Source organism: Mycolicibacterium arcueilense (assembly GCF_058536225.1).
The window spans coordinates 57,121-83,906 of sequence record NZ_JBZTYL010000034.1; the positions used below are offsets into that span (position 1 = coordinate 57,121).

A 26,786-nucleotide genomic window follows, 5' to 3' on the forward strand; every position below is an offset into this window, starting at 1 on the left:
ATGGCTGATCTGATGGTCAAAGACCTCGTCGTGGAGTACTCCAGCGGCGGCTATGCGGTACGCCCGATCGACGGCCTCGACCTCGAGGTTCCTGCCGGGTCACTGTCAATTCTGTTGGGCCCCAGCGGCTGCGGGAAGACCACACTCCTGTCGTGCCTCGGCGGGATCCTCAAACCGACCGCGGGCCGTATCGAGTTCGGTGACATCGACGTGACGACGCTCGACAAGAAGTCGCTCTCGGACTACCGGCGCGACACCGTCGGCATCGTGTTCCAGGCCTTCAACCTGGTACCCAGCCTGACCGCACTGGAGAACGTGATGGTGCCCCTGCGCGCCGCGGGCCGGACCCGACGTGAAGCCCGCGAACGCGCCACCGAACTGCTCACCCGCGTCAACCTCGAGAGCCGATTGCACCACCGCCCCGGCGATCTCAGCGGCGGGCAGCAGCAACGCGTCGCGGTCGCCCGGGCGATCGCCCTCGATCCACCGCTGATCCTGGCCGACGAGCCGACCGCCCACCTGGATTTCATCCAGGTCGAGGAAGTGCTGCGGCTCATCCGCGAACTCGCCAGCGGCGACCACGTGGTCGTCGTCGCCACCCACGACACCCGCATCCTGCCGCTGGCCGACCAGGTCGTGGAGCTCGTCCCGCATGTCGCCGTCGAGCATCAGAACACCGAGACGGTGACCATCGCGGCCGGTGAGGTGTTGTTCTCCCAGGGCGAGATGGGTGACCAGATCTACATCGTCACCGAGGGCGAGATCGAACTGGCGCGCGAATTGGCCAGCGGCGGTGAGGAAGTCATCAAGACCGTCGGCCCCGGCGACTACTTCGGGGAAATGGGGCCACTGTTCAGCCTGCCGCGGTCTGCCACCGCGCGCGCGAAGACCGACGCCATCGTCGTCGGCTACACCATCCAGGCATTCCGGGAACTGCTCGGCCCCACCGGCGCCCGCAACCTGATCGGGCAGCCCGAGCCCGAGCCCGAGGCCGAGGACTGAGATGACCGAACTCGACACCCGCGTCGCGGTGTACCTCGACTTCGACAACATCGTGATCTCCCGCTACGACCAGGTCAACGGCCGCAACTCATTTCAGAAAGACAAGGCCAAGGGCCTGGAGCCCGACAAGCTCACCAAGGCCACCGTCGACGTCGCTTCCATCCTGGACTTCGCCTCCTCCTTCGGCACCCTGGTACTCACCCGCGCCTACGCGGACTGGTCGGCCGACGTCAACGCCGGATACCGCGAACAACTCGTCGGCCGCGCCGTCGACCTGGTGCAGCTCTTCCCCACCGCCGCCTACAGCAAGAACGGCGCCGACATCCGGTTGGCCGTCGACGCCGTCGAGGACATGTTCCGGCTGCCCGACCTCACCCACGTGGTGATCGTGGCCGGCGACTCCGACTACATCCCCCTCGCCCAGCGCTGCAAACGCCTGGGCCGCTATGTCGTCGGCATCGGCGTGGCCGGCTCCTCGAGCCGGATGCTGGCCGCCGCGTGCGACGAGTTCGTCGTCTACGACGCCCTGCCCGGCATCCCGACATTCGCCCCGGAGCCGGAACCCAAGCAGCAGAAGCGAACCCGAAAGAAAGAGGAACCCGACCCCCAGGCCCAGGCCACCGCGCTGCTGACCCGCGCGCTACAGATCGGCCTGGAGAAGGACGACGTCGAGTGGCTGCACAACTCGGCCGTCAAGGGCCAGATGAAGCGGATGGACCCGTCGTTCAGCGAAAAATCGTTGGGGTTCAAGTCTTTCAGCGACTTCCTCCGGTCGCGCTCCGATGTTGTCGAGTTGGACGAGAGTTCGACGACGCGCATGGTCAAGTTGCGCTGACACCTCAGACACCCAGCCGTCCTGATAGCCGGTTCAGCCGGTCCAGGCTCTCCCCGTCAAGCCCGGTGAACGACACGGACTTCCCACGTGAGGAGTACTTGAGCCTGACCGCATCGAGACTCGCCACCGATGACGCGTCCCATACCGACACACCGGACATGTCGATCACCACCTCGGCGGGATCATCCGCATAGTCGAACTGGTGCACCAGATCATTGCTGGACACAAAGAACAGATCTCCCCGGACCCGATACGTCCGCACCCCGTCCGGCCCGGTAACCGCCGTCACCGAGGTGAAGTGTGCAACGCGGCGAGCGAACGCCACCATCGCCGTGAGGACCCCGAGCGACACCCCGACCGCAAGATTTCCCGTGGCGACAGTCGCAATGACGGTGACCACCATGATCAGAGTTTCACTGCGCGGCAGCATCTTCAAGGTCTGCGGCGTCACACTGTGCCAGTCGAAGGTCGCGAACGACACCACGATCATCACCGCGACCAGTGCGGCCATCGGGATCCGCCCGACGAGATCGCCCAGCGACACCACCAGGATCAGCACGAACACCCCGGTAAGAAGTGTGGACAGGCGAGTCCGGGCCCCGGCCACCTTCACGTTCATCATGGTCTGCCCGATCACGGCGCAGCCGCCCATGCCGCCGAAAATCGCGGTGACCACGTTGGCCGTGCCCTGTCCGAACGCCTCACGGGTCTTGTTGGACGGTGTGTCGGTGATGTCGTCGACCAGCTTTGCCGTCATCAACGACTCCAACAGACCGACGAGCGCCGCACCCAACGCGTAGGGTGCGATCACCTGCAGCGTGTGCAACGTCAGCGGCACGTGTGGAAACCCCGGTACCGGTAGTGAATCGGGCAGGGCCCCTTGATCTCCCACGTCGGGTACGTCCCAGCCGAAGAGTACGACGACAACGGTCAATACCAGCACCACGACCAACGGTGCGGGCACCGCCGTGGTGAGCTTGGGCAGCAAGAACATCAGCCCCACCCCCACCGCCGTCAGCGGATACACCAGCCACGGGACGTCCATCAGATGCCGCAACTGCGACATCAACACCAGGATGGCCAACGCGTTGACGAAACCGACCATCACACTGCGCGGAATGAACCGCATGAGCTTGGCCACCCCGAACCCCGCCAACAGCATCTGGATGACGCCCGCCAAGAGGATGGTGGCAATCAGGTAGCCCACCCCGAACTCCCTGGCCACCGGTGCGACGACGAGTGCGACCGCTGCGGTCGCGGCCGTGATCATCGCCGGCCGTCCGCCGGTGAAGGCGATGGTGATCGCCATCGTCACCGTCGAGAACAGACCGACCCGCGGGTCGACCCCGGCGATCACCGAGAACGCGATGGCCTCGGGAATCAAGGCCAGCGCGACGACCAAACCGGCCAGCACCTCGGTGCGCAGCACGGCCGGCGACCACCGCGACGGCCGGGTGACGGCCTCTGAAGGCGCGCGGAATCCAGGGATGGTGATACTCATCGAATCTCCTTGGCGAACAGCCAGATCAGTTATGCAGCTGGACGATGCCCGAGAAAGTCCAGGATGGCGCGTCGGCGCCGTTGATAGGACTCCTCGAACTGTGCCTCGGGTGTGCGGGGCTTCTCGATCGTGATGATGTCGGCGACGGTCGCGGGCCGATGGCTCAACAGCACGATCCGGTCGGCCAGCAGCAGCGCCTCGTCGACATCGTGCGTGACGAACAGCAACGTCATCTGCTGGGTCTCCCACACCGACGTCAGCAGTTGCTGCATCTCGAGCCGGGTCTGCGCATCCAGTGCACCGAACGGCTCGTCCATCAACATCACCCGCGGTTCGCAGGCCAACGTACGGGCCAGTTGCACCCGCTGCCGCATGCCACCCGACAGCTGGCTGGGAAGGTGATCCAGGTAGTCGCCGAGCCCGACCTGTTCCAGCCGGGTGGTGGCCTTCACCTTGAGTTCGTTGCCGCGCGTCCCACGGAGTTTGAGTGGGAACTGAACGTTCTTGAGTGCGGAACGCCAAGGGAAGAGCGCGTCCTCCTGGAACACCATGGCGCACTGGGCGGCGTTACCGGTGACGGGTGCACCATCGACAGTCGCGGTGCCGCCCATGGGTTTCAGCAGCCCGGCCAGGGCCCGCAGGATGGTCGACTTGCCGCAGCCGGACGGACCGAGGAACACCACCACTTCACCCGGTTCGATCTTGAGGGTGATGTTGGCGGCGACCACGCCGTTGAAGCCGAGTTGCAGCTGCTGGAGGTTGACGGCGCCGGCGCTCATCGGGCGGCCCTCGGCAGCCAGCGGTTGACCCGGCGTCCGACGCGCTCGACCAGCCAGGCGGTTCCCAACCCCAGCGCTCCGATGGAGATCATGCCGACCACGACACCCGCATAGTCGAGCAGCCCGTAGGCCTGCCAGGTGTAGTACCCGATGCCGAACTGGCCCGAGATCATCTCGGCACTCACCACACAGATCCACGCCACGCCCATCGCCACCGACAGCCCGGCGAAGATGCCTGGCAGCGCCCCCGGGATGATCACCTGGAACAACAGCGCGACTCGGCCGGCACCCATGGTCTGTGCAGCCTCCTCCCACACCTTCGGCATGGAATCCATGGCGTGGATGGTGCTGACCACCACAGGGAAAAACGCCGCAAAGAACGTGATGAACACGATTCCCTGCTCGCTGGAGGGGAACAGCAGGATGGTCAGCGGCACCAGCGCGATCGCTGGGATCGGTCGGATCAGTTCGATGAACGGCCGCAACGTCATTCGCGCGACCTCGGAGCGGCCGACGAGCACGCCCACCCCGATGCCGACCATCGCGGCCAGACCGAAGCCGAGCAGGATGCGCTGCAGGCTGGCCAACAAGTCGTCGTAGTAACCGCCTGAGCTGATCCTCGCCAGCAGCGCCTGCAGCACTGCCTCCGGCGCCGGCATTCGGTTGAACCGCAACCAGGCGACCACGTTGTTGGTGGTCAGCAGGTGCCAGGCCACCAGAAAAGCGGTGATCGGGATCAACGGCAGCAGCAGCGCCGGAACGCGCCGGGTGACGGATGCGGGCAGCAGGTCCGCCAGGCTGCGGCGCGGCGACGTGTCGCTCCGGTGGGCCGGGGACCACAGCCGCGGGGCGGTGATCGTGGGCCGGGTCATGAGCTCGGTCATACGGTTTCCTTTCTGGGAGGGGTTCAGCCGGCAGTGCGGGACTGCCCCACGGCAGCCGGGTAGGCGACGGGTACTGCCTGCGGATGGCTTGTCCTGTAGGTGTCTGCGCCGCCGGCGGTCGCGAACGGCTTGTAGCGCTGCATAGGCGGTGCGGACGGATCGTCCAGCCACACAGCGTGATCGGCGAAGATCCGGAGCCCGGTCGGGGTATCGGGCACATAGGCCGCCCGCACCTCCGGAGTCGCGGCGACCCGGCGCAGCAGGCAGGTCGGGGTTGCGGCAACGTCGGTGCTCTCCGATCCCGACGCCCACACCTCGGACGCCTGCGCAGGGTCGTTCACCGGCAGCCCGCACAGGTCGTCGAAACCGGTGAGTGTCATCGGGTTGGCCACGCTGGCACGGCGCTGCGCATACTCGTCGCCGAGCAGCTGCTGCAGATAGCTATCGTTGAGGAAAGCGGTGACGTCGAAATCCTTTGTCACCGAACCGCGCCCGACCAGATACTCCTTGACGAAGGTGAACGCGGTGAGGAACTGCTCCTTGAGAGTCATGTCAAAGCTCACCAACCCGTTGGGACCGTTGTAGAGGTAGATGACCTCGGGTTCGATGCCGGTCAGCTCTCCCACCCGCTGCGCCGCGGCAAGCGGATGAGCGACGATGTCGTCGGTGGTCGACTTCATCGCCCGCAGGAACGCCGCCATCACCTCGGGATGACCCGCGGCGAACTGCTTGCGCACCACCACGCCGTGGAAGGTCGGCACATTGTTCTCGCCGCCGTCGTACAGCAGCCGGCCCTGGTTGCGGTAGATCACCAGTTGCGGCCACGGCACGAACTGCGCCAGTCCGTCGACCTGTCCCCCGTCGATGGCCGAGGCGCCCACCGACGGATCCTGGTTGACGATGTGCACCGCGCCCTTGTCCATCCCGCTGGCGCGCACAGCCGTGGAGAACATTCCGTCACCGGCCGACCCGAGGCTCGTCGACACCTTCTTGCCGGTCAGGTCGCCAAGCGTCCGGGCTGTTGAATCCGACGGCACCACTACCTGATTCAACGATCCACGCAGGTTGTAACCGGTTGTCGCGATCATTTCGGTGACGGCGTCGTCGTACTTGCGGGTCTTGGATCCGTTGGTCAGCAACCGGTAGTCACCCATCGAACCGATGTCGACGTGTGTGGCGATCATCTGCGCGGTCAGCGGCGCTCCCGAAGCGAAGTCCTGCCAGACCACCCGGTACCTGGTGCCGGTGGAGGCTCCCAGCTGCTTGAGAGCGTTCTCGAAGTCACCACGGTCGCGCAGCAAGGTGCCGGCGTTGACGGTATTGATGGTCTTCGATTGGTAGCCGACGTTGACGACGACGGTCGGCTCAGTGAGCAGACCGCAGCCGGTGAGGAGTTGGGCGCCGCCGACCGTGAATGCGGTCAGCAGCGCAGCCGACCGAGCTCGCCACCGGCCCCGAGGGAGATGTTGCACGTCGTCCATACCGACAAGGTTCGACGGCTTCTGTTACCTCGCTGTCATAGGAGGTTGCGCGGCAGTTACGCCATCGGCACACAAAGAACGCCGAGGTTACGCCACCACTACCGTCCTGGCAAGCCGTGTTCGTTTCGGAAAAGCTTGCAGCCGTGGATATCCCGATCGAACCCGACTACCGGTTCACGCTGGCCAACGAGCGCACGTTTCTGGCCTGGCAGCGCACGTCCCTCGGGCTGCTCGCGGCGGCCGTCGCGGTGGTGCAGTTCATGCCCGAACTGACAGTCCCGGGTCTGCGGCACATACTGGGAGTGGCGGTCGGTGTCATGGCGATCCTGACGGCCGTCGCGGGTCTGCGCCGCTGGGCCCAGGTGGATCGAGCGATGCGCCATGACGAGCCGCTGCCCCGAGCTGCCGTGCCCACCTATCTGACCGCAGGCCTGGCCATGATGGGACTGGTGACGGTGGGCTTGGCGATCGTGGCGACCGTCCGATGACGCGCCAGGCGCTGGCACAGGACCGCGGACTGCAGGCCGAACGGACTGCCCTGGCCTGGACCCGCACGTCGCTGGCGATCGCCGCGTCCGGCGTGCTGGTGCTTGTGCGTGACGGCTATCTCCTCGCCAGTCCCCTGCGCATAGCCGTCGTCCTCGCCGCGACCGTGCTGGCCGCCGCTGTCTACACGCTCGGAGCGCACCGCCGTCGGCAACTGGTGGCGCACCCGCGGCACTGCGCCGCCGCCGGGCGCCGCTATCTGCCGACCGTCGGCGCGACCGTCATCATCGAAGGTGCTCTTGTGGTGACCTACCTGGCGATGCTGGCGGCCTGACGCTGCGCGACCAGCAGCTTCTGCCGCACCCGCGGCACGAAGTCTGATGGACCGGACACCATCGACTGAGTCACCCACACCACCGACCAACCGAACGACTCGAGTTCGGCCGTCTGGGCATGCACCCACCGTCGATAGTCCGGGCAGTCCCGTTCTTCGTCGCACTCGATGGCGACCTGCCAACGGCGCCATCCCATCGCCACTCGGGTGCACACCAAGCCCCAGGTGTCGAAGAACGGTATCTGGGTTTCGAGTCCGGGTATGCCGATATAGCCCAGCACAAGTCGAGTTCGTGTCTCAAGCGGCGTTTCAGCACCGCCGTCGGCCTCCGCCAGTGCCATCCGCAGCTGGTCGACGCCCCGGATACCTCGATTCGCCTCGTACAACAACCACACTTCCTCGGGGTCAAACCCCGTCCTGTTCAGCAGCGCATCCAATATCGGAACCGCCTGCGTATGCGGCAACAACCGGCCGAGGTCGAACGCGGTGCGCGCGACGGTGGTGACCCGCATGCCGTCGAACTCGCAGACATCTTCTGGGGCAAGGGCATACGAGTGGACCCGCAGCCCGTCCGGCGCGTGCCGGTTGGCGCGCACGATCTCCGCGGGCGCCTCGGCGTCCAGCCACTTGGTGCCATGGACGGCCGCGGCCGACACTCCGCTGATCACCGCATCCGGGCCGGCGAACAACCAAGCCGCCTGGGCGCGTAGCAGTGGGGTCAACGCGACCTCATTGGCCAGGTAGACGTTGCGATAGATGGCTCTGTACTTGGTCTCGAGTTCGTGTGTGGTGAGAAGCCCGGCCCTGATCGCCTCTCTGCCCAGGAACGGGCTGGGCCGTCTGCCGGGAAACGCTCCGGGAAACTGCGTGGTCATGAGGCCAGCATCAGCGGGCTGACCGACAATTCTCGGGCTCTGTCGGGGGTTATCCACAAGTACGGGCACTGTGACGAGTGTGCAGGTTCTACGGATGATCTCGCGTTTCCGGCCGGAAAGGCTGCACGCTCGTCACAGTGTTTTGAAAGGCGTATGGGGAGTCAACCGGTCAAACGTCGAGGAAACGGATGTCTTTTGGCGTTGCGGGTGATGAAACTGCGGCGCGCCTCCACGTCGTCGCCCATGAGAATCGAGAACAGTTCGTCTGCGGCCGCCGCGTCGTCGAGCGTCACCTGACGTAGCACGCGCACCGACGGATCCATGGTGGTCTCCCACAGTTCCTTGGCGTCCATCTCGCCCAGACCCTTGTAACGCTGGATACCGTCATCGACGTTGATCCGCTTGCCGGCCGCCTTCCCACTCTGCAGCAGAGCGTCGCGCTCGCGGTCGGAGTAGGCGAACTCCGGTTGACTGCGTTGCCATTTGAGCTTGTACAGCGGCGGCTGCGCCAGGTAGACGTGGCCGTGTTCGATCAACGGCTTCATGAAGCGGAACAGCAGTGTCAGCAGCAGGGTGGAGATGTGCTGGCCGTCCACGTCGGCATCGGCCATCAGTACGATCTTGTGGTACCGCAGCTTGGTCATGTCGAACTCGTCATGAATCCCGGTGCCCAGAGCGGTGATGATGGCCTGGACTTCGGTGTTCTTCAAAACCCGGTCGATACGGGCCTTTTCGACGTTGATGATCTTGCCTCGTAGCGGCAGGATGGCCTGGAACATCGAGTCGCGGCCACTCTTGGCCGAGCCGCCGGCCGAGTCCCCCTCCACCACATACAGTTCGGACCTGCGCGGATCGGTAGAGCGGCAGTCGGCCAGCTTGCCCGGCAGCCCACCGATCTCGGTCGCACTCTTGCGTCGCACCAGTTCCCGCGCCCGCCGGGCGGCGACCCGCGCCTGCGCTGAGGACGCGACCTTGGTGATGATGATCTTTGCCTCGGCCGGGTTCGCCTCGAACCAGTGCGTCAACTGCTCGTTGCAGATCTTCTGCACGAACGACCGGATTGCAGCATTACCGAGCTTGGTCTTGGTCTGCCCCTCGAACTGCGGCTCGGCGACCTTCACCGAGATCACCGCCGCCAACCCCTCGCGGATATCGTCGCCGGTGAGGTTCGGGTCCTTGTCCTTCAGCAGCTTCTTCTCCTTGGCATACTTGTTCACCACACTGGTCAACGCCGCACGGAAGCCCTCCTCGTGGGTGCCGCCTTCGTGGGTGTTGATGGTGTTGGCAAAGGTGTGTACCGACTCGGAATACCCCGAGTTCCACTGCATCGCGATCTCGACTTCGTGTCCGGCCCCTGCACCATCGAACGCGATAATGCTCGGCTGGATAGGCTCTTTCACGCGGTTGATGTGGGCGACGTAGTCGATCAGTCCGCCTGGGTGGTGAAAACTGCGGGTGTCATCGTCGGCGGTTCGCCGGTCGGCCAGCGTCAGAACCAGACCCTTGTTGAGGAACGCCATCTCTTGCAGACGCCGCGCGATGGTCTCGGCGCTGTATTCGGTGGTCTCGAAAACCTCTGGGTCCGACCAGAATCTGACCGTCGTACCGGTGAGTGTGGACGGATCACCACGGTGAAGGGTCCCGGGGACCGACCGGTCGTAGCGCTGAGACCAGGTGTATCCGTCGCGGTTGATGATGACCTCGAGACGGATAGAGAGCGCGTTGACGACGGATACTCCCACGCCGTGCAAGCCACCCGACACCTGGTAGGACTCGCCGTCGAACTTGCCCCCCGCGTGCAGTTGGGTCATCACGACGTCGACTGTGGGAATTCCCGTCTCGTGCATGGCGACCGGGATGCCACGACCGTCATCGCTTACCTCGACACCGCCGTCGGGCAGCAATGCGACGTCGACGCGGGTGGCGAACCCGGCCATGGCCTCATCGACACCGTTGTCCACAACTTCCCACACCATGTGGTGGAGGCCGCGTTCACTGGTCGACCCGATATACATGCCGGGGCGTTTGCGGACGACGTCGAGCCCTTCGAGGATCGTGATCGATTCCGCACCATAGGTGGTGGTCATGGCTGGTCTTTCTTTGAGAGAGAAGCCCTGCCCCGACCGGGGCAGGGCTTCAGGTGCTACTTGGTGCTGGCAGGTTCGCGGACAGGGACGAAATCGATCGGCGCGCCGGCCGGAATCAGCTGTTCGGTCTCGACGCTGGCGTCGAACTCCTGGATGAAGCGGTAGGCATGCTGCATCACCCACCACCGCACCCAGGTCTGGTTGACGGCCTCACGTTCCTTTGGGTCCTCCAGCAGGTTGGTGATCCGCGCGAAGCCCAGCGGGATCTCGGGGTCGTGGAAGTGCTGCTGTCGTTTGAAGTTGATCTTGAACTGCGACCACTTCACCGCATGCAGTTCCTCGTTGAGCCACACCATGCAGCCCTCTCGATTGGATTCCTCAGCGCCGGCGAAGAATTCCCGTTGATCGATGCCGTCGATAATCCGATCTTCGGGAACCTCGCAGCCGGCCCACCGCAGCAAGGTCGGGAACATGTCGGTGACGTGCACCATCTCGTTGCTCTCACGCACCGCGACATGTCCGGGATAGCGGATCAGGCACGGGGTACGGATTCCGCCCTCGGCGGAGCTGAAGTAGGACCCGTCGAAGAAGCCTGCCGTGCCGCGACCGGCCAGGTGGTCTTCGGCACCGTTGTCTCCCGCCATGACGACGATGGTGTTGTCCTCGATGCCCAGTTCGGTCAGGTAATCCAGGATGCTGCCAAAGTCGTGATCGAGCATGAGCAGCGAATCACCCCAATTCCCATTGGTGCTCTTGCCCTTGAACTCCTCACGGACCTCCATCGGGAAGTGCATCAGTGAGTGGTTGTGGTACAGGTAGAACGGCTTGTCCGCCTCGACGCTGCGTTTCATGAATGCCTTGGCCCGGCGGTCGTATTCGCCGTCGACCTCACCCTTGAGTTTGACCGTCAGCTGCTGGTCGGTGGTCCGGACACCGTCTTCCTTGGTGCCGTCGTACATGTAGGAGTAGCCGTCGCGTTCGGCCTTGTACCAGGGATCGTCGGGCCACAGGCACTCGTCATAGGTGCGTGCCGGGCCGTACCACTCATCGAACCCGTGATCGGTCGGCCACCGGCCGTCCTCGGCACCGATATGCCACTTGCCGAAACATGCTGTGGCGTAGCCGGCTTCGGACAGAATGTCACCCATGGTCCGCTCCCAGGCCACGATCCCGCCGCCATTTCCGCCGAGCGCGATCGTGTGGTTGCCGGATCGGATCGGGTATCGCCCGGTCATCAGCGCGGAGCGGGTGGGCGTGCACTGTGGTTCGACGACGAAATGCGACAGCTTCAGCGACTCGGCTGCGAAGGCGTCCATCCGGGCGGTGTCAGCGCCGCGAAGGATGCCGCCGCCGTAGCAGCCGAGCTCGCCCATTCCTAGGTTGTCGACGTGGAAATACACGATGTTGGGTTTTTTGGGCATGGTTGAGCTACCTCTCTGTCGATAGGGTGAAATCCGGTGAAGGTGAAGCGGAGAAGTGCCGGCTACTTTGGCGGCTGTGACGGCTGGTCAGGCGACCGCGCGGCAATCGTCATCAACGAGCATCGATCCCCGCGATAGCGCACGGTCTCGAAGTCGAACGGGGTTCCATCTTCCAGGTGGGTCAACCGGTGCAGCAGCAACAGTGGTGCGCCGGAACGGATTTGCAGAAGCGCGGCGGTGTTGGCATCTGCCGAGACAGACTCCACGGTCATCTCGGCCCAGCCCAGCCGCATACCGAGTTCGCGTTCTATCAAGGCGAATACATCTTGGCGATCGAGGTTGGCGTCCACAGGTATCGCCCCGATCCGTAACGACGTGGTGTCCAGCGACAGCGGCACCCCGCCGACGGACCGCAGCCGTTCGATGAAGAGAATCGGTGCGTTCTCGGGCAATTGGAGTTTGGCGGCGACGAAGGGCGACGCAACCGACTCGCGCACGGAGAGCACCGTGTTCTCGACGGGCAGTTGGTGCCCTGCCAGAGACTCGGCCAATCCCTCAAGGCGATCGATGCGCTGGCTCAGCTTGGCGCCGGTGACGAAGGTCCCTGCCCCCTGCACGCGGGTGATCAGGCCCTCGCCACGGAGCAGCTCGAGCGCTTCACGGATCGCGTTGCGGCTGACCCCGAACTCGGTGGCGAGTTCGTTCTCGGGCGGCAGCAGCGGGCGCGCGGCCGCCAATCCGCCGTACACACCGTCGAGGATCTGGCCACGCAGGACATCGCGGGCCCACCGGGCGGCATCGGCCCGCGTCCCTGCGTATTCCCTGTTCGCAGGACGGGGAAAGTCCTTCGGCGGGATGTGCGGGCGGCGGGTCATGACTTCACTGTGCCACCGCTGGCACCCGGTGGCGATACGGCGCGTGTTACGCCACCTGTTACTTCGTAAAGCCCTAGGCCAGCGGCTATGAGGCGGCGTTTAGGCGCGGCTTCCGCCACTGCATGCTAGCTCGCGACACAGCGAAATCCGATGTGAGTGGTGGCGCTGTCCTGTGATTGCGAGGACCGGGCGGCGGGGCGGTAGCGATGGCAGTACTCGGGGGCGCACAGGTGTGACCCACCTTTCAGGACCTGCATCACCGATGGGTCACCGGTAGGTGCGGGGCAGCATCCAGATGTCTCGGCGACCGCGCGACGCCGAGGCGTGTAACGGGTGGTGGTCCACTCCCACACGTTGCCGATCATGTCGACCAGACCAAAAGCGTTCGACGGGAACGTGCCAACCGGTGAAGTCCCGGTCCAACCCAGAGCCCCGTCATTGCGGTACGGGAACTGGCCTTGCCACGTGTTGGCCATCAACTGCCCGCTCGGCCGGACATCGTCACCCCAGGCATAGACAGTCGTCACGCCCGCGCCGGCCGCGTACTCCCACTGGTCTTCCGTCGGCAGCCGTCGTCCGGCCCAGGCGGCGTACGCCGCCGCATCCGGGTACGCGACCTGGACCACTGGATGATCGGGCCGGTCGACGATGGCCGACCCGCGCCCCTCCGGATGCTTCCAACACGCGCCTTCCGCCCACGTCCACCACTGCCGCCAATTCCGCAGATCCACCGGTCCGTCGGTCGGTTGGAACACCAGCGCACCCGGGACGAGCTCCTCGGCGGGCACCCCCGGAAATGCCGCAGGATCCAGTTGCTGCTCGGCCACCGTGAGATAGCCGGTGTCAGCGACGAACTCGGCGAACTGGGCATTGGTCACCGGATGCCGCTCGATGGCGAACGGTGCGACCGTCACGTCGTGAACCGGCGATTCCTCGGGATAGAAGTTCTGCGATCCCATGCGGTACGTGCCGCCGTCAAGTGCGACGAGTTCGGTGAGCATGCGGACAGACTAGGTAGGTCAGGAAGCTGGCGCAGTCCGATGCTCCCACGGCCCCGCACCACCGCCGGCGTGCGTCCTGGTGATGCCCGGCTCCGGATAGCCAGCCGCACGCACCGCTCGCGACACCGCTTCGCCGACCGCGTCCGCCTGCTCCCCCGGCACCAGCGCGATGACGCAGCCACCGAACCCTCCGCCGGTCATCCGCGCTCCCAGTGCACCGGCTTGCACAGCGGTCGCCGCGATCAGATCGAGGTGCGGTGTGGTGATCTCGAAGTCGTCGCGCATCGAGGCGTGCGACGCGTTCCACAGCGCGCCGACTGCCTCGAACTCCGAGGAAGCCAGCGCGGCAACACAATCGATCACCCGCTGGTTCTCCGTCAGCACATGACGGACACGGCGGGCATCGACCGGATCGGTGACCCTGTGCAGCGCAGCCGGATCGGCCTCGCGGAGCGAGGCCACGCCGAGTGCGACGGCGGCCCGCTCACACGATGTTCGCCGGGCTGCATACTCGCCACCGGCGTGCGCGTGCCGGGCCCGCGAGTCGATCACCAGCAGTGCCACGCCGGATGCGTCGGGATCGAAGCGCACCGGTCGCACGGTGACGTCGCGGAAATCGATCAGCAGAGCCTGCCCGGGTTCACCGAACAGTGACGCCAACTGGTCGAGCAGACCCGTTGGCGCACCGACGTACTCGTTCTCGGCCTGCTGGGCAATGTGCGCCTGCTCGCGGCGATCGAGATCGACACCGACGGCAGCGAGCAGCGCTCCCAGCACCGCGCATTCCAGCGCTGCCGACGACGACAACCCCGACCCGATCTCCACTTCACTCGTGATCGCCATCGTCCCGCCGGGCACCGCGATCCCGGCATTCAGCAGCGCCCACACCACCCCGGCGACGTAGGCTGCCCAGCCGGTGACCTGCCCGGGCACGGTATCCAGACCGATCCGCGCCGGCCCGTCGCCGAGCGAACTCGATACCGACAGCACGCCCGACGGGTCCGGATCGAAACTCACAAAGGTCCGCTGCGGCAGGGCAATCGGCAGCGCGAAGCCCTGGTTGTAGTCGGTGTGCTCGCCGATCAGATTGACCCGGCCTGGGGCGGAGTACTCGATTCGCACTAGCGCGGGTCCACCCGCGTGGCCCGGCGGAAGCGGTCCAGGTAGGCGGGCCAGTCCCAGGTGGACAGGAACTCCGTCGTCGCCACGTAGCCCTTCTCGTACAGTGCCTCGGCCTCATTGCGGGTGATGTCGAAGTCCAGCACCCCGACATCGGTCGAATCCACCTGTACCGCACGTACCTTCACCCACGGCAGGCTCAGATGAGCCTGGTCGTGGCCGACCAGCATGGTGGTGAGCAGGCTTTCCAGGAAGGTCGGCTCGCCGCAGCGCAACATCCCCAACCCGGGGATGAGCTGCTCGGCCGACGGTGCCGGCAGATACGGCACCACCGTCACCCCGAACGTCGGCCAGCGCGGCGCGTCACCGTCGGGTCGGTCGAACGAGTCGATCGGGAAGTTCGACAAGACTCCGCCGTCCACCAGCGTGCACGGCTCGCCGGCAGCGGTGTTGAGCGTGACCGGATGGAACAGAAACGGGATCGACATCGAGGCCCGCACGGCGTCGGCGACCAGCTGCTCGTCGGGATCCAGTCCGTACACCCGCCGGTAATCCCAGGGCAGACGCACCAGCTGCCCGGTGGTCACGTCGGTCACCGTGGCCACGAATCGGTAGCGCCGTTCCGGAAGCAGATGATCATCGTCGATCGCCAGATCACCGAAAGTCTTGACGCCCAGGTTCTTCAGCTCGCTGCGTATCCAGTCGTATGCGAAATCCCCGCGATAGATGCCGGTCTCCCGCAGCAGCCCCCACGCCGTTCCCAATACGGGGATGCGCTCGATCGGCCCGCTGTCGCGAAATTTGCGGTAGGGCACGTTCAGCGCCAGCTCGCGCAGCTGGGCACTGGTCAGCTCGTTACGTTTCTCGGCCGCAGCCACCACAGCGCCGACCAGTGAGCCGGCCGAGGTCCCGGAGATCCGTTCGATCGAATAACCGGCGTCCTTGAGCGCGACGACGGCGCCCACCAGGCCGATGCCCTTGACGCCACCGCCGGAAAGTACGAGGTCGGCACGGTGCGGGGAACGTTTCGCAGCCATGCTCCCAGCTTGGCACGCGAGTCTGACGCTCGGCTGGACATCGGGGTGCTGGTTGACCTGGTCTGCGCTCGCGCCGGCCTCGTCAACGGCACGGCTCAGCACGCCGCCCCCACGAGTAGCCTCGAATCATCATGCGGATAGCCATCAGTGGAGCCGGGGTCGCCGGGGCGGCGCTCGCGCATTGGTTGCATCGCACCGGCCACGAGCCGACGCTGATCGAACGGGCGCCGGCGTTTCGGACCGGCGGCTACATGATCGACTTCTGGGGCATCGGCTACCGGGTCACCCGAAAGATGGGCATCGAATCCGCCATCCGCGACGCGGGCTATGACGTGGAGTCGGTGCGCTCGCTCGGACCCGACGGCGCGACCCGTGCCGAACTCCGCGTCGATGTATTCCGCCGTATGGTCGGCAACGACTACACCAGCCTGCCCCGCGGCGACCTGGCCGCCGCCATCTACCGCACCGTCGAGGACTCCGTGCCGACGGTGCTCGACGACAGCATCACCCGCATCGACCAGCGACCCGACGGGGTGCGGGTGGCCTTCGACAAGAACCCGGCCGACGATTTCGACCTCGTCATCGGCGCCGACGGGCTGCACTCCAACGTGCGCCGCCTGGTGTTCGGACCCGAGGACCGGTTCGAGCACTACCTGGGCTGCAAGGTCGCCGCCTGTGTGGTCGACGGCTACGGCGGCGGGACTTCGGATACCTATCTCACGTACAGCGTTCCGGGGCGCCAGATCGGGCAGTTCACCCTGCGCGGGGACCGCACCATGTTCCTGTTCGTGTTCCGCGACCAGCACGACGACCGCGGTATGACACCAAAAGAACAGTTACACAACCAGTTCGACGATGCCGGATGGGAATCGCGACAGATCCTGGCTGCCGTGGACAAGGCTGACGATCTCTACTTCGACGTGGTCAGCCAGATCCGCATGGACCGCTGGTCGAACGACCGGGTATTGCTGATCGGCGATGCGGCAGGCTGCATCTCGCTGCTCGGTGGCGAGGGCACTGGGCTGGCGATCACCGAGGCATACGCCCTGGCCGGGGAACTCGCCCGCGCCGGCGACGATCACCGCCGCGCCTTCGCGCGTTACGAGTCGCTGTTGCGACCGTTCATCGAGGGCAAGCAGGCCGGAGCCGAACGGATGCTCGGTTTCTTCGCCACCAGGACCCGGTTCGGGTTGTGGTTCCGCGATGTCGCGCTGCGCGCGATGAACCTGGGACGCCCGATAGCAGGGCTGTTCGCCGGCAGTGTGCGCGACGACCTCGATTTGCCCGACTACCCAATCATGTGAGCAGTAGGGTTGCTACCACTAGTTTCACCGGGGGAGGGTCGGTGCCGTGCGTAGCCAGTTTCACAACAACAGGAAGGGCCCGTCGTGGTGGGCCCGGCGCGGCGGAGCAGCGCTGGCCGCGGCGGTCCTCATCGCGAGTGGCGGTGCGGCGAGCGCGCACGCAGACCCCCTCGCCGACTCCTGCCCCATCCAGGTGTCGGCCAGCCAGGCCGTCGAGGCCAAGATCGACAGCCACAACACCATACCGCACCATTTCATCGTGCCGCGACAGCAGGCCGAAGCCAATGCATATGACGCAGAGGCAGCCCGACTCAATGCCGAGAAGGACGCGGCGAACGCGAATCTCGCCGCTTGCGCCGCAGCCACCTCACGCCTCGCCGCCGGCGGAAAGATCCGCGTACCTCTTGCGACGACTGTGCAGAAGATGAAGCAGGCGCAGGATCGGCTGGGCCAGCAGAAGCCGCCCGTGCTGCCGAACATCCGCGGCAACGCGAAGACCGCGGTCTGGGAGCCGGGCCGGGAGCTATACGACGTGTTGCGCAACACCTCGCCAGATCAGGAGGCGCTGGGCGACATCCCGTTGCAGGGTGAGGGCTGGCCAGAGGCAGGGTCACCGGATCCCGCCTACCCGTCCGGCAGCGGCGTGATGATCGGCACCAACGGCAACGGCACCCCGAAGGTCGAGCCCGACCACATCGTGCCGCTGGCCCGGCTGTTCTACATCCCGGGATTCATCAAGCTCCCTCCGCAGTACATGTATCAGGTGGCGCATTCGCCGCTGAACATGCAGTGGCTGTCACGGAAGGCCAACCGGTCCAAGCAGGCCGGCGAGGCCGCTGTGGTGACCGGAGCAGATCCAGATTGGATCGACAAGCAACAAGAACTGGAACTCGAGACAGTCGCCGAGCTGACCGAAATCACCAAGCAGATCCTCGATAGTCTGGGTATCCCGATATGAGCGTGAGCGACGACGAGATCGACGAACAGTTCCGCCGCGGCTCGGCCGTATCCCGACTAGGACCCGAGCAGCGGGAGATGGTCCCTGCGTCGTGGCTACCGGTGTTCGACGCAGCCGATCCGAGCGTGCGTGCGGTGGCGGCGCTGTCGCTGTGGACCGACGGCGCGCGCACATTGGTCCCGCGATTCTGGGGGGTGCTGCAAGAGTTCCTGGTCGACGCATGGGTGGGCCAGCGCGATGACCGTCCAGTGCTCGTCTATGTCGTCGAGTTTGTCTTCCGTTTCGCCGACGTGGGGTATGAGCAGACCCAGCGCACCGTGGCCGTATGGGTCGGCGAGCCGCCGACGGCGAAGGCGGTCGCGCGGTATCCGGAGCTGTGGTCGGCGGCGCCGGCGGCGCTGGTCGATTTCTATCGCACAGTCCATGGCTCGTTCACCGTGCCCGACGGGCAGTCCTTTGGCTTGATGGCCGTGGGCGCGATGCCAACCCTGGCGGAGGCGGTGTCCGACGGCGACCCCGACGACGTCCCAGAGTGGGATGAGGGGCCGGCGGCTGACCGGTTGCTGATGGTCACTCGGACTTACAGCGGCCTGCGCTTGTGTCTGTCCCCAGATGTGCCGCCCGGCATGGGCGTCCAGGTATACCGCTACGACGATCCTGACCCGCCAGGTGAGTTCGCAGAGCAACTCGACGCTCTCCTACTCGTCCGATTCGAGGTGGAATGATGTCCCAGCCTCCGCAGCCGCCGATCTTCGGCGGCCCGCCTGGTCCGTATGGTCCTCCCGGTCAGTTCGGCGGCCCTGGTCAGTTCGGGGGCCCTGGTCCGTTCGGCGGGCCTGGACCGTTCGGCGGCCCCGGTCCGTACGGTCCCCCAGGTCAGTTCGGCACCCCCGGACCATACGGTCCTCCCGGGGCACCGCAGCTGGCCTACTACCCGATGGGCGCTCCCCCCGCGAAGAAGTCGCGCAAGTGGTTGCTGATCGGCGCTCCTGTTGTGGCCGTGGTCCTCATCGCAGCCGGGCTCACCGCGTTTTTCGTGTTCCACAAGTCCGACAAGGAACTGATCACCAACGCCACCTACTCGTTTGCCGACGCGATCAACCGCGACGACATGTCCGCGGCGGCCGCGCTGATGTGCGCCGACCGGGCACACAGCCTGCAGGACACCGACGATGCCGACTCGCATTCGGCGCCAGACGAACAGCCGCAGGAACGCGGTTTCACCGTGACCGATGTGACGGTCAACGGTGATAGTGCCGCCGCGACGCTCACGTTCGACAAAACCGGCACAACCCGCCAACTGGACTTCCAAAAAGAGGGCGGGGCTTGGAAAGTCTGCGGCGAATAGTGGACTAACCCTCCCCCGCCAGCGACGCGTGAGTAGCACTGGGCGAGAGCACCTCCTGTACCGCCCGCACACAGACCCGCGCCCCACGGTTCGGGACCAGGGTGACGTGCTTGACGCGCTGCCCTTCGTCGGCCGCGGTGGTGGTGAAAAGGTCCACCCGGCGCAGGATTTCGCGTAGCACCACCCGTAGCTCGACCGTCGCGAACGTCGCGCCCAGGCAACGACGGTTGCCGCCGCCGAACGGGAACCACGTGGTGGGCCCCAGTGTCGCGCCGAGCATCCGGTCCGGGTCGAATTTGTCGGCGTCGGGATACACGTCGTCGCGTTCGTGCACCAGGCCGATACCCGGGGCCACCATCACCCCGGCCGGCAGGCGGTAACCGGCCACCTCCACCGGCTGTTTCAGCACGCGCCCAACGTCGAACACCACCGGCCGGATCCGCAGGATTTCCTTGGCCACGGCATCGAGGTATTCGTCGTCGCCGGTACGCGCGGCCTGCACCGCCTTGTCCAACACCGCAGGATGACGGGTCAGCCGTTCCAGCGCCCATGACAACGCTGTCGCCGTCGTCTCATGCCCGGCCACCAGCAAGGTCATCAGCTGATCGCGCAGCTCGCGGTCGGTCATGGTGTGCCCACGCTCATCGGTGGAACGCACCAGCATGGCCAGCACATCGGTGCGGGACGCCAGCTCAGGATCGGCGCGCCGCTCGGCGATCTCCGCACCCAACAGCCGGTTGGCCTCTTCGATATTTCGCCGCAGCGCCCGCCACGGGCGTCGCTGCATCAGGGCCGGCCGGGCGACCGCCATCAACTCCCACGGACCCACCGTGAGCAGCCGCGGCATCACCTCACGCAACGCCGCCAGCCGAGCGGGATCCGACGCCCCGATCACGGTTCGCAGGATCACCTCCAGGGTGATCTCGGCCATCTTCGGTGCCGCCGGGAACGCGGTTCCCACCGGCCAACCTGCGATGTTTTCCGCGGCGATCTCGGCCATGACCTCGGTCTGGCGGGCTACGGCGTCGCGGTGAAACGGCGGCAGCATCTGCCGACGGCGTTCGTGGTGTTCGTCCTCGTCGATCACCAGCACCGAGCTGTCGCCGAGCAACGCGCTGAGCACCGAATTCGCTTCCCCGGCATGGAAAATCGTGGGGTCTCCGGCGAACACCACCTTGATGTCGGCCGGGTCGGCCAGATAGACCATCGTGCCCATCGCCGCGACCCGCAGCGTGAACACGTCGCCGTAGCGGCGTCGGCAGGCCGAGACGAAACGCGGCCAGTAGTGCATCATCAACGCGGCCTGTACCACCCGGGGCAACGGTGGCCCCGGCGGTAGTGACGCGGAACCGCCCATAACCCCACCATACGAGCCGGCGGCGGCAAGCCAAAGGCCCGGACGCCGGCTTGCGTCCGGGCCTTGCCTCCCCCTGGCCTACTTGGCGTGGTTGCGCTGGTGGTGATGGTGGGTCGAGGAGCCGGGCTGGTGCATGTTGTTCTGGTGCGGGAAGGCCTGATGCGCGCTGACCGACGGCCCGGCGTTCAGGGTGGCGGAATCGGCATGAGCAGTGGCGGCGCCCAGGGCGATCAGCGCGGGAGCGGCGGCCAGGGTGAATCCGGCGGCGATGCGGCGGGTGAAGGTGCTCATGTCGACTCCTTTGTCGGATAAGGCTTTTGGTGTTTCTCCCGGGGTGTTCCGGCGTTGAAATAAGAATGCGCCGCTGGCGTGCGCGGCTGTATCGACCGACCGGCCCATCCACCGGACGAATCCCATGTCCCCCGATCAGGGGGAACGAGTGGACGTGGCTGCGGGTTGGGCTGCCGGCTGCGCCGTTTTCCACACCCGGGTCGTGACACCTCGGCCGTCACGACCCGGGCGTAGAAACGGGCGCGCGGGTCCGACAGAGCAGCTCACCGGTTTCCACCCACGGGTCGTTGACCGGGTAGGCGAGCAGCCGTGGGGTGGAAAACGGTGGCAGAGGAACTGGACCGGCCGGCCCTCGCAGTCGAACGACGCAGTTCACCCGCCGGTCACCGAATTACCGTCTGGCGCACCCCGCGATCACGTTTAGGATCAGCAAACAGATCCAAGGGGGACCCGATGAGCGCTCATCGCAACGCGGCGGCCGGCCTGGTGCTGTGCGCTGCACTGCTCAGCGCCTGCACCCCCACGGCCCCCGATTCCGACGGCACTCACGTCGACGTGCTCGGCAGCATGATGGCCAGTGAATCCGAGATCAACACCGTGATGAACGCCGAGGTCCGGCCGAAGACCGCGCTTCGTTCCCCGATGACGAACGCCAACTACGAGCCCGTCTCCCGCCCGGAGTGCATGGTCGTCGTCGGCAACGCGATGGAGTGGATCTACGGCCCCAGCGGTTACCGCGAGTTCCGCGAAACCCAACTGGCCGACGACGCCGACGACGTGGAGGTCGACCAGGCCATCGCCAAGTTCGACACCCCCAAGGACGCCAAGGCCGTGGTGGCCCGGACCGTCGACATCTGGCGCCGCTGCGGCAACGACATCCTGACCTTCAGCTATGACGGCGGCAAATCACAGGACGCCCGCCGGATGGCCGTCCCGAGCGTGCTCGACGGTGTCGACATCACGCACGACGAACCCGTGGACATCACCGACCGCATCACCCACCGGGCGATCCTGGCCGTCGACAACCTCGTCGTCGACCTGCGGATCAGCGGTAACGACATCACCGACCAGCAGACCGTGCAGCTGGCCAAGATCATCGCCGGCCGCAACGCACTCTGACCCCGCCCGGCCTACCCTGGTCACAGGAGAACGACCATGCCCAGTGGTGCTGTGAATCAAAGAGTCCCGCGGGGGAAGCGGCGCAAGTCCGGCCGAGTCCCGCGGCTGGTACAGACCGCCGCCGTCATCACGGACACCCTCTTCGCCGACGTCTCCGAGTGGCAACACCCCGTCGATGACAGTTACCCGTATCAGGTGCTGTCGATCCGGGTCAGCGACGGCACGTACCGCGACCACAATTTCGCGGCCAACTACGCCTGGATGCGCGGCGCGCTGGATTCCGGGCGGCTGGTGTTCGGCATCGTCTACACCTACTGCCGCCCCAACTGGTTGGCCAATGCCACCACCGTGCGCGCGATGATCGACGCCAACGGAGGCCTGCACCCGCGCATCGCGCTCATGCTCGACGTCGAACAGGGCGGCAACCCGTACGGCGACGGCTCGGATTGGATCAACCTGCTGTACGGGAACCTCGCTGATTACACCGGCGACCGCGCCCGCATCATCGGCTATGGGAACGTCGGCGACCTCAACAGCATGTGGCGCACCAAGCCCAGCGGGATCCGGCTCGTCATTGCCGCGTACGGCAGCAACCCCGATTACCCCGGCAAGGTCGCCCACCAGTACACCGACGGCAGCGGGTTCGGGTTCGGATTACCTCAGGGCGCACCGCCGTTTGGTCACTGCGACATGAACTCGTCCGACGGGCTCACTCCGGTGCAGTTCTCCGCGGCCTGCGGTGTCGCGACCCCATCGCAGGGAGGCATCGACCTGACCTGACCGGAGCGGAGCCACCTCAGCTCGGAAATGCACTGCACCACAATCGATTACGATTCGACATTCAATCGCGTTGACACGGCCGCAGTAGGGGCGTGTACTGGGGGTACAGGGCGCGCCACCCGATGATCGACAGCTTCTCCCTGTTCGACCACCAACGGCACAGGGGCTGCAGAAGTGAAGTTCCTTTTCGGGATCCCGGTCAGACGGGTGGCGCAGCTCGGAACAGCGATCGCCACCCTGCATTGGGCAATGCGAGTTTGAAGATCGTCCGCAGAGTCTGCAGATACTGCCGGGTCAGAGACCCGCTGGTGTAGGGCAGGTTGTACTTGTCGCACACGTCGCGCACGTGCACACTCACCTCTGCCAGACGGTTGCTGGGCAGATCCGGGAACAGGTGATGCTCGATCTGGTAGCACAGGTTTCCACTTGAAAAGGCCAGCACCGGGCCGGCTTTGAAGTTCGCCGCGCCCAGCATCTGTCGCAGGTACCACTCGCCGCGGGTCTCCTCCTGCAGCGTCTCCGGGCCGAACCGCTCCGCGCCGTCGGGGAAATGCCCGCAGAAGATCACCACGTAGGCCCACAGGTTGCGCAGCACATTCGCGCCCAGATTCGCGACAAGAGTTCGCTTCCACCGCCGCCCGCTCAACACCGGCAGGACGATGAAGTCCTTGGTGAGTTGGCGGCCGATCTTGGCGCGCAGCAGCTGCCGGGCGGAGTTCTTACCGTCTTCGGTGTCCGCCCGGTCCCTGGCGGAGTAGAAGTCGTGCAGGGCGATTCCCCACTCAAAGATCATGGCCAGCAAAATGTTTCGCAGCGGCTGGACGAGGTGCTGAGGTTCCCATTGCTGGTCGCGGCTCATCCGCAGGATGCCGAAGCCGAGGTCGTCGTCCACGCCCAGCACGTTGCTGAACACGTGATGGTGGTAGTTGTGCGAGTAGCGCCACTGCGCCGACGGGCCCACCATGTCCCACTCCCAGGTGGCGGAGTGGATCTCGGGATCGTTCATCCAGTCCCACTGGCCATGGCCGACGTTGTGCCCGATTTCCATGTTCTCGACGGATTTCGCATAGGCCAGCGCGGCTGTGCCGGCCAGCAGGCCCGACTTCGACCGGGTTCCTGCGATCAACAGCCGTGCGGCCACCTCGAGCGCCCGCTGGAACACGATGGTGCGCCGAATGTAGGCGGCGTCCCTCGCCCCCAGCGACTCCTCGATGTCGCTGCGGATGGTGTCGAGCTCGGCACCGATCGCGTCGATGTCCGCGCCGCTCAACATCGCGTATGCCGCGATATCTCTGATTGTCAGAATTCCCGGTCCGTCTGTGTACGGCGGCATGGTCCGGGCCACCTGGGTGAAAGTGCTTTCAGCCTAGGTGGTGACAGGGATCCCTGCCACCACACCAGGTCGGGCATCGATGACCGGTGCCCATGCTTCGCTACGGGCGTAATGCGCCCAGCAGTTCAGGCAGGGGAACGGTGGCGATGCGGATTGCGGCGTCACCGACCCCGAACGGCAGTACCAAGGTGCCGGCGTGCACGAACGCGCCGCAGGAGTACACGACATTGGGAACGTAGCCGTCACGTTCGTCGTCCGCCGCGCTCAGCAGGGGCTCGGCGAGCCGACCGAGAATCCGGGTCGGATCGTCCAGGTCGAGGAGGATGGCCCCGATCAGGTAGGTGCGCATCGGGCCGACGCCGTGAGTGAGCACCAGCCATCCATCCTCGGTCTCGATGGGTGGACCGCAGTTTCCCAGCTGAAGCGCTTCCCAAGGTTGCGTCGGCTGCTGGCACGGCGACGAGCTCGTCCATACCGCCGGGTGGTCCGAGTAGGCGATCGTGTTCGTTTCCCGGTCGGATCGCGACATGGCCGCGAATCGTCCACGGATCCGGCGCGGGAACAGGGCAAGTCCCTTGTTCGCGGCGGCCCGTCCGACCATCGGCACCGAGGTGAACGACCGGAAATCGGGGGTCGCGAGAAGCTGTTGGCTGATCTGCGAGCCGCTGTACGCCGTGTAGGTCGCGTAGAACGTGACCGCACCGTCGTCGTCGACGAAACGCACGAAACGCGCATCCTCCATCCCGGCGGCCTCGGCGCTCGTAGCGGGCCACAGCACACGTTGGGAAAGCGCGGTATCGGCTGAGAACTCGACCCCGTATGCGCGGTCCGCGATAGCGCGGATCGACGCGATCGTCGCCGGTGCATGCCGGCGCGTGCTGCGATGTCGCTGTAACTGCTCGAGCCGCTCATCCAGGTCGGCGCGGGTAAACCGGTCCCCGAGCGCATCGAGCACATAGTCGGACGCCTCGCCGCCACCGTGCAGCCATGCCAATTCGCTGCGGAACACATCCGCTTCGTGCAGCGTCGGCACGGTAGCACCGACGGAGGCGAACGGTACCGGGTCGTCGACCACGGCGCGGCCGGCAGCATCGACAGTGCCGGTCCGGAAGCCGATCGACGACCGGTGCCCCTCGCCGATCCCCCGCACACTCATCACGAATCGCACACTGCCCGTGGCGGTTCCGGACTGATCCGGATGCGCGACGATGCTGGGGTTGCACAGTGCAGCACCCTCGATCGCGTACTCGTTGGTGAACACCGCGCCAAGCAACAACATGCGAGGCTCGGACAGCTTCGATCCGGAAGCGAGCCGGTCGGCCAGTTCGGCGGCGTGGCGCCGAAATGTGTCGGTGAGTCCGCGGTGGCGATCACCGTATCTGAGAAGGACGTCGTCCAGCGCCGCCTGCACCTGAGTCTCGTCCAGATCCAGGATCCGCGTGAGAACCTTGCCCGCCCGGGATTCCTGGTGTTCGAAACCCTCCTGGCCCGGCACGAACAGCTGCGTGATCACGCGCGAATGGTCAGCTCTCAACCACTGCGGACTGCGCGTGAGGGCTACCTGCCGGGTCGATGTCATGAGGTGGCATGGGAAAAGCGTTGCGCCTGCAGAAAAGTCGAGAGAGCCGCCAGTGTCGACTCGGCACCCTGGTTGCGGTTCACCCCGTCGACGTGCAACCCGTCGAATCCGCCACCGGTCTCGGGATCCCACATCAGCTCGCCGACATCGTTGGCACCCTGGAACCAGGCGGCAGCGGCCCGCACGGTTTCCGGCCAGATCGCACTCGGATCGACCGCCGCAGCGCGAGCACAGGCGTCTGCCAGCGTGGCTACCTCGATCGGTTGCTGGTCGAACCCCGGCCGCGGGTCATCGATGCCCCAACCGCCGGCAGGCGTGACCGACAGGTGATCGTCGGCCGTTTCCCGCTCGACCAACCACGCCAGCAGGTCCAGGCCCCGGTTGGACACCGCCGAGTCGTCGATCGCGACACCCGCGGCAATCATAGCCTCGGCGAGAACCGCATTGGCGTAGGTGAGTCTCGGTTCGGGCCACGGCCAGTCCGGGTTACCGGTGGGCGCAGGGAGACCTGCGACATAGTCGGCGATCAGGGCGAGGGCGACCCTGTGCCCGGGGTGGGCGGAGAGCAGCTCAGCCGCTCCCAGCACGGCGAACGCCATCGCCCGAGGCCAAATCGACCTCTGCTGCGCGGCTCGCCTGAATTGATTGACAGCCATGTTGCGGACCATGCCGACATCACTGTGCGCAGCGGCGGTTCCCAGGCCCCATAGGCAGCGCCCCCACGAGTCTTCCAACGCCGGTTCGTCGACCCACGCACCGGTACTGTCCATCCGGTTGCGGCAAGCGCCGGTGAGGGTCTGCGCCTCGTTGAGGAAGCGCATCGCCACCCCGGCCAGACGATTCAGGTCCCGGTCAGGGCCGGGTGCGCGGGTGGCGACGACCAGTACACGCGCCATATCGTCTGTGCAGTAACCATTTTCAGATCTCGGTTCAGCCAATCGGGCATGTTCGAAGGTTCCGCTGCCGTCTGTCATCCGCAGCAGGTGGTCGAATCGGGGGA

Annotated in this window: 25 protein-coding genes and 1 pseudogene; 10 read left to right on the top strand and 16 right to left on the bottom strand. The window is 65.8% G+C overall.

What is annotated here, in order from left to right:
• Together AC4LGL_RS28895 and AC4LGL_RS28900 are read left to right on the top strand one after the other, a co-directional pair.
• Positions 1-1,002: an ABC transporter ATP-binding protein gene (locus AC4LGL_RS28895; RefSeq protein ID WP_491841740.1), complete on the top strand. Its 1,002-nt coding sequence runs from the start codon at positions 1-3 to the stop codon at positions 1,000-1,002.
• A gap of 1 nt (position 1,003) precedes the next feature.
• Complete coding sequence (locus AC4LGL_RS28900; protein ID WP_463805217.1) at positions 1,004-1,837, top strand: NYN domain-containing protein; 834 nt, start codon at positions 1,004-1,006, stop codon at positions 1,835-1,837.
• Positions 1,838-1,841: 4 nt separating this feature from the next.
• Here AC4LGL_RS28900 and AC4LGL_RS28905 read toward each other — a convergent pair whose 3' ends face one another.
• The 4 genes from AC4LGL_RS28905 to AC4LGL_RS28920 are packed head-to-tail and all read right to left on the bottom strand — an operon-like array spanning position 1,842 to position 6,482.
• Positions 1,842-3,338: a SulP family inorganic anion transporter gene (locus AC4LGL_RS28905; RefSeq protein WP_491841741.1), complete on the bottom strand. Its 1,497-nt coding sequence runs from the start codon at positions 3,336-3,338 to the stop codon at positions 1,842-1,844.
• Positions 3,339-3,367: 29 nt separating this feature from the next.
• Entirely contained in the window at positions 3,368-4,117 is a 750-nt protein-coding gene (locus AC4LGL_RS28910; RefSeq protein WP_491841742.1) for an ABC transporter ATP-binding protein, read from the bottom strand.
• Complete coding sequence (locus AC4LGL_RS28915; RefSeq protein ID WP_491841743.1) at positions 4,114-5,001, bottom strand: ABC transporter permease; 888 nt, start codon at positions 4,999-5,001, stop codon at positions 4,114-4,116. Before AC4LGL_RS28915 ends, AC4LGL_RS28910 begins: the two co-directional genes overlap by 4 nt.
• Before the next feature lie 23 nt (positions 5,002-5,024).
• Positions 5,025-6,482, bottom strand: coding sequence for an ABC transporter substrate-binding protein (locus AC4LGL_RS28920; RefSeq protein ID WP_491841744.1), 1,458 nt, complete (start codon positions 6,480-6,482; stop codon positions 5,025-5,027).
• 143 nt (positions 6,483-6,625) lie between these two features.
• Between AC4LGL_RS28920 and AC4LGL_RS28925 the strand changes: the two genes are divergently transcribed.
• Together AC4LGL_RS28925 and AC4LGL_RS28930 are read left to right on the top strand one after the other, a co-directional pair.
• A complete protein-coding gene (locus AC4LGL_RS28925; protein WP_491841745.1) occupies positions 6,626-6,970 on the top strand; it encodes a YidH family protein in 345 nt (114 codons plus the stop codon).
• On the top strand, positions 6,967-7,302 hold the full coding sequence (locus AC4LGL_RS28930; protein WP_491841746.1) for a DUF202 domain-containing protein: 336 nt from the start codon (positions 6,967-6,969) through the stop codon (positions 7,300-7,302). Before AC4LGL_RS28925 ends, AC4LGL_RS28930 begins: the two co-directional genes overlap by 4 nt.
• Here the strand turns inward: AC4LGL_RS28930 and AC4LGL_RS28935 are convergent.
• The 7 genes and pseudogenes from AC4LGL_RS28935 to AC4LGL_RS28965 all read right to left on the bottom strand — a co-directional run bounded on the left by AC4LGL_RS28935 (position 7,278) and on the right by AC4LGL_RS28965 (position 15,717).
• Entirely contained in the window at positions 7,278-8,177 is a 900-nt protein-coding gene (locus AC4LGL_RS28935; protein WP_491841747.1) for a hypothetical protein, read from the bottom strand. The genes AC4LGL_RS28930 and AC4LGL_RS28935 overlap by 25 nt on opposite strands.
• A gap of 169 nt (positions 8,178-8,346) precedes the next feature.
• Positions 8,347-10,264: pseudogene (gene gyrB / locus AC4LGL_RS28940) on the bottom strand (DNA topoisomerase (ATP-hydrolyzing) subunit B).
• A 56-nt stretch (positions 10,265-10,320) separates the two neighbouring features.
• The gene (locus AC4LGL_RS28945; RefSeq protein WP_491841748.1) at positions 10,321-11,685 is read right to left on the bottom strand and encodes an arylsulfatase; all 1,365 of its coding nucleotides are present in this window, start codon (positions 11,683-11,685) and stop codon (positions 10,321-10,323) included.
• A gap of 62 nt (positions 11,686-11,747) precedes the next feature.
• On the bottom strand, positions 11,748-12,560 hold the full coding sequence (locus AC4LGL_RS28950; RefSeq protein WP_491841749.1) for a GntR family transcriptional regulator: 813 nt from the start codon (positions 12,558-12,560) through the stop codon (positions 11,748-11,750).
• A gap of 125 nt (positions 12,561-12,685) precedes the next feature.
• A complete protein-coding gene (locus AC4LGL_RS28955) occupies positions 12,686-13,561 on the bottom strand; it encodes a formylglycine-generating enzyme family protein (RefSeq protein ID WP_491841750.1) in 876 nt (291 codons plus the stop codon).
• Positions 13,562-13,579: 18 nt separating this feature from the next.
• Positions 13,580-14,683 (bottom strand): galactokinase, encoded by a 1,104-nt coding sequence (locus AC4LGL_RS28960; RefSeq protein ID WP_491841751.1) that lies wholly within the window; start codon positions 14,681-14,683, stop codon positions 13,580-13,582.
• Entirely contained in the window at positions 14,683-15,717 is a 1,035-nt protein-coding gene (locus AC4LGL_RS28965) for a patatin-like phospholipase family protein (RefSeq protein WP_491841752.1), read from the bottom strand. The genes AC4LGL_RS28960 and AC4LGL_RS28965 overlap by 1 nt, the downstream gene beginning before the upstream one ends.
• Positions 15,718-15,848: 131 nt before the next feature.
• Here AC4LGL_RS28965 and AC4LGL_RS28970 point away from each other — a divergent pair, with 131 nt between their 5' ends.
• The 4 genes from AC4LGL_RS28970 to AC4LGL_RS28985 are packed head-to-tail and all read left to right on the top strand — an operon-like array spanning position 15,849 to position 19,327.
• Positions 15,849-17,021 (top strand): FAD-binding domain, encoded by a 1,173-nt coding sequence (locus AC4LGL_RS28970; protein ID WP_491841753.1) that lies wholly within the window; start codon positions 15,849-15,851, stop codon positions 17,019-17,021.
• A gap of 46 nt (positions 17,022-17,067) precedes the next feature.
• A complete protein-coding gene (locus AC4LGL_RS28975; RefSeq protein WP_491841754.1) occupies positions 17,068-17,979 on the top strand; it encodes a hypothetical protein in 912 nt (303 codons plus the stop codon).
• A complete protein-coding gene (locus AC4LGL_RS28980; protein ID WP_491841755.1) occupies positions 17,976-18,704 on the top strand; it encodes a hypothetical protein in 729 nt (242 codons plus the stop codon). Before AC4LGL_RS28975 ends, AC4LGL_RS28980 begins: the two co-directional genes overlap by 4 nt.
• A complete protein-coding gene (locus AC4LGL_RS28985) occupies positions 18,704-19,327 on the top strand; it encodes an Rv0361 family membrane protein (protein ID WP_491841756.1) in 624 nt (207 codons plus the stop codon). Before AC4LGL_RS28980 ends, AC4LGL_RS28985 begins: the two co-directional genes overlap by 1 nt.
• A gap of 4 nt (positions 19,328-19,331) precedes the next feature.
• On the opposite strand, the gene AC4LGL_RS28990 is transcribed toward AC4LGL_RS28985, so the two are convergent.
• On the bottom strand, positions 19,332-20,684 hold the full coding sequence (locus AC4LGL_RS28990; protein ID WP_491841757.1) for a cytochrome P450: 1,353 nt from the start codon (positions 20,682-20,684) through the stop codon (positions 19,332-19,334).
• Positions 20,685-20,762: 78 nt separating this feature from the next.
• The gene (locus AC4LGL_RS28995; RefSeq protein WP_491841758.1) at positions 20,763-20,975 is read right to left on the bottom strand and encodes a hypothetical protein; all 213 of its coding nucleotides are present in this window, start codon (positions 20,973-20,975) and stop codon (positions 20,763-20,765) included.
• Between the two features lie 453 nt (positions 20,976-21,428).
• Here AC4LGL_RS28995 and AC4LGL_RS29000 point away from each other — a divergent pair, with 453 nt between their 5' ends.
• Positions 21,429-22,094, top strand: a complete 666-nt coding sequence (locus tag AC4LGL_RS29000) for a sensor domain-containing protein (protein ID WP_491841759.1) — start codon at positions 21,429-21,431, stop codon at positions 22,092-22,094.
• Positions 22,095-22,199: 105 nt separating this feature from the next.
• Positions 22,200-22,874, top strand: coding sequence for a glycoside hydrolase family 25 domain-containing protein (locus tag AC4LGL_RS29005; protein WP_491841844.1), 675 nt, complete (start codon positions 22,200-22,202; stop codon positions 22,872-22,874).
• A 199-nt stretch (positions 22,875-23,073) separates the two neighbouring features.
• Here AC4LGL_RS29005 and AC4LGL_RS29010 read toward each other — a convergent pair whose 3' ends face one another.
• The 3 genes from AC4LGL_RS29010 to AC4LGL_RS29020 form a co-directional block, all read right to left on the bottom strand.
• Positions 23,074-24,177, bottom strand: a complete 1,104-nt coding sequence (locus AC4LGL_RS29010; RefSeq protein ID WP_491841845.1) for a fatty acid desaturase family protein — start codon at positions 24,175-24,177, stop codon at positions 23,074-23,076.
• A gap of 130 nt (positions 24,178-24,307) precedes the next feature.
• Positions 24,308-25,786 (bottom strand): glycoside hydrolase family 130 protein, encoded by a 1,479-nt coding sequence (locus AC4LGL_RS29015; RefSeq protein WP_491841760.1) that lies wholly within the window; start codon positions 25,784-25,786, stop codon positions 24,308-24,310.
• On the bottom strand, positions 25,783-26,760 hold the full coding sequence (locus AC4LGL_RS29020; RefSeq protein WP_491841846.1) for an AGE family epimerase/isomerase: 978 nt from the start codon (positions 26,758-26,760) through the stop codon (positions 25,783-25,785). Before AC4LGL_RS29020 ends, AC4LGL_RS29015 begins: the two co-directional genes overlap by 4 nt.
• Positions 26,761-26,786 lie beyond the last annotated feature (26 nt).

Bases quoted from the DNA above. Each gene is read 5' to 3' on its own strand.
- AC4LGL_RS28990 (WP_491841757.1), bottom strand. From the start codon at position 20,684: ATGGGCGGTTCCGCGTCACTACCGCCGGGGCCACCGTTGCCCCGGGTG.
- AC4LGL_RS28915 (WP_491841743.1), bottom strand. From the start codon at position 5,001: ATGACCGAGCTCATGACCCGGCCCACGATCACCGCCCCGCGGCTGTGG.
- AC4LGL_RS28920 (WP_491841744.1), bottom strand. From the start codon at position 6,482: ATGGACGACGTGCAACATCTCCCTCGGGGCCGGTGGCGAGCTCGGTCG.
- AC4LGL_RS28955 (WP_491841750.1), bottom strand. From the start codon at position 13,561: ATGCTCACCGAACTCGTCGCACTTGACGGCGGCACGTACCGCATGGGA.
- AC4LGL_RS29020 (WP_491841846.1), bottom strand. From the start codon at position 26,760: ATGACAGACGGCAGCGGAACCTTCGAACATGCCCGATTGGCTGAACCG.
- AC4LGL_RS28910 (WP_491841742.1), bottom strand. From the start codon at position 4,117: ATGAGCGCCGGCGCCGTCAACCTCCAGCAGCTGCAACTCGGCTTCAAC.
- AC4LGL_RS28985 (WP_491841756.1), top strand. From the start codon at position 18,704: ATGTCCCAGCCTCCGCAGCCGCCGATCTTCGGCGGCCCGCCTGGTCCG.
- AC4LGL_RS29000 (WP_491841759.1), top strand. From the start codon at position 21,429: ATGAGCGCTCATCGCAACGCGGCGGCCGGCCTGGTGCTGTGCGCTGCA.
- AC4LGL_RS28935 (WP_491841747.1), bottom strand. From the start codon at position 8,177: ATGACCACGCAGTTTCCCGGAGCGTTTCCCGGCAGACGGCCCAGCCCG.
- AC4LGL_RS28980 (WP_491841755.1), top strand. From the start codon at position 17,976: ATGAGCGTGAGCGACGACGAGATCGACGAACAGTTCCGCCGCGGCTCG.
- AC4LGL_RS28900 (WP_463805217.1), top strand. From the start codon at position 1,004: ATGACCGAACTCGACACCCGCGTCGCGGTGTACCTCGACTTCGACAAC.
- AC4LGL_RS28995 (WP_491841758.1), bottom strand. From the start codon at position 20,975: ATGAGCACCTTCACCCGCCGCATCGCCGCCGGATTCACCCTGGCCGCC.
- AC4LGL_RS28965 (WP_491841752.1), bottom strand. From the start codon at position 15,717: ATGGCTGCGAAACGTTCCCCGCACCGTGCCGACCTCGTACTTTCCGGC.
- AC4LGL_RS28905 (WP_491841741.1), bottom strand. From the start codon at position 3,338: ATGAGTATCACCATCCCTGGATTCCGCGCGCCTTCAGAGGCCGTCACC.
- AC4LGL_RS28930 (WP_491841746.1), top strand. From the start codon at position 6,967: ATGACGCGCCAGGCGCTGGCACAGGACCGCGGACTGCAGGCCGAACGG.
- AC4LGL_RS28970 (WP_491841753.1), top strand. From the start codon at position 15,849: ATGCGGATAGCCATCAGTGGAGCCGGGGTCGCCGGGGCGGCGCTCGCG.
- AC4LGL_RS28895 (WP_491841740.1), top strand. From the start codon at position 1: ATGGCTGATCTGATGGTCAAAGACCTCGTCGTGGAGTACTCCAGCGGC.
- AC4LGL_RS29015 (WP_491841760.1), bottom strand. From the start codon at position 25,786: ATGACATCGACCCGGCAGGTAGCCCTCACGCGCAGTCCGCAGTGGTTG.
- AC4LGL_RS28945 (WP_491841748.1), bottom strand. From the start codon at position 11,685: ATGCCCAAAAAACCCAACATCGTGTATTTCCACGTCGACAACCTAGGA.
- AC4LGL_RS28950 (WP_491841749.1), bottom strand. From the start codon at position 12,560: ATGACCCGCCGCCCGCACATCCCGCCGAAGGACTTTCCCCGTCCTGCG.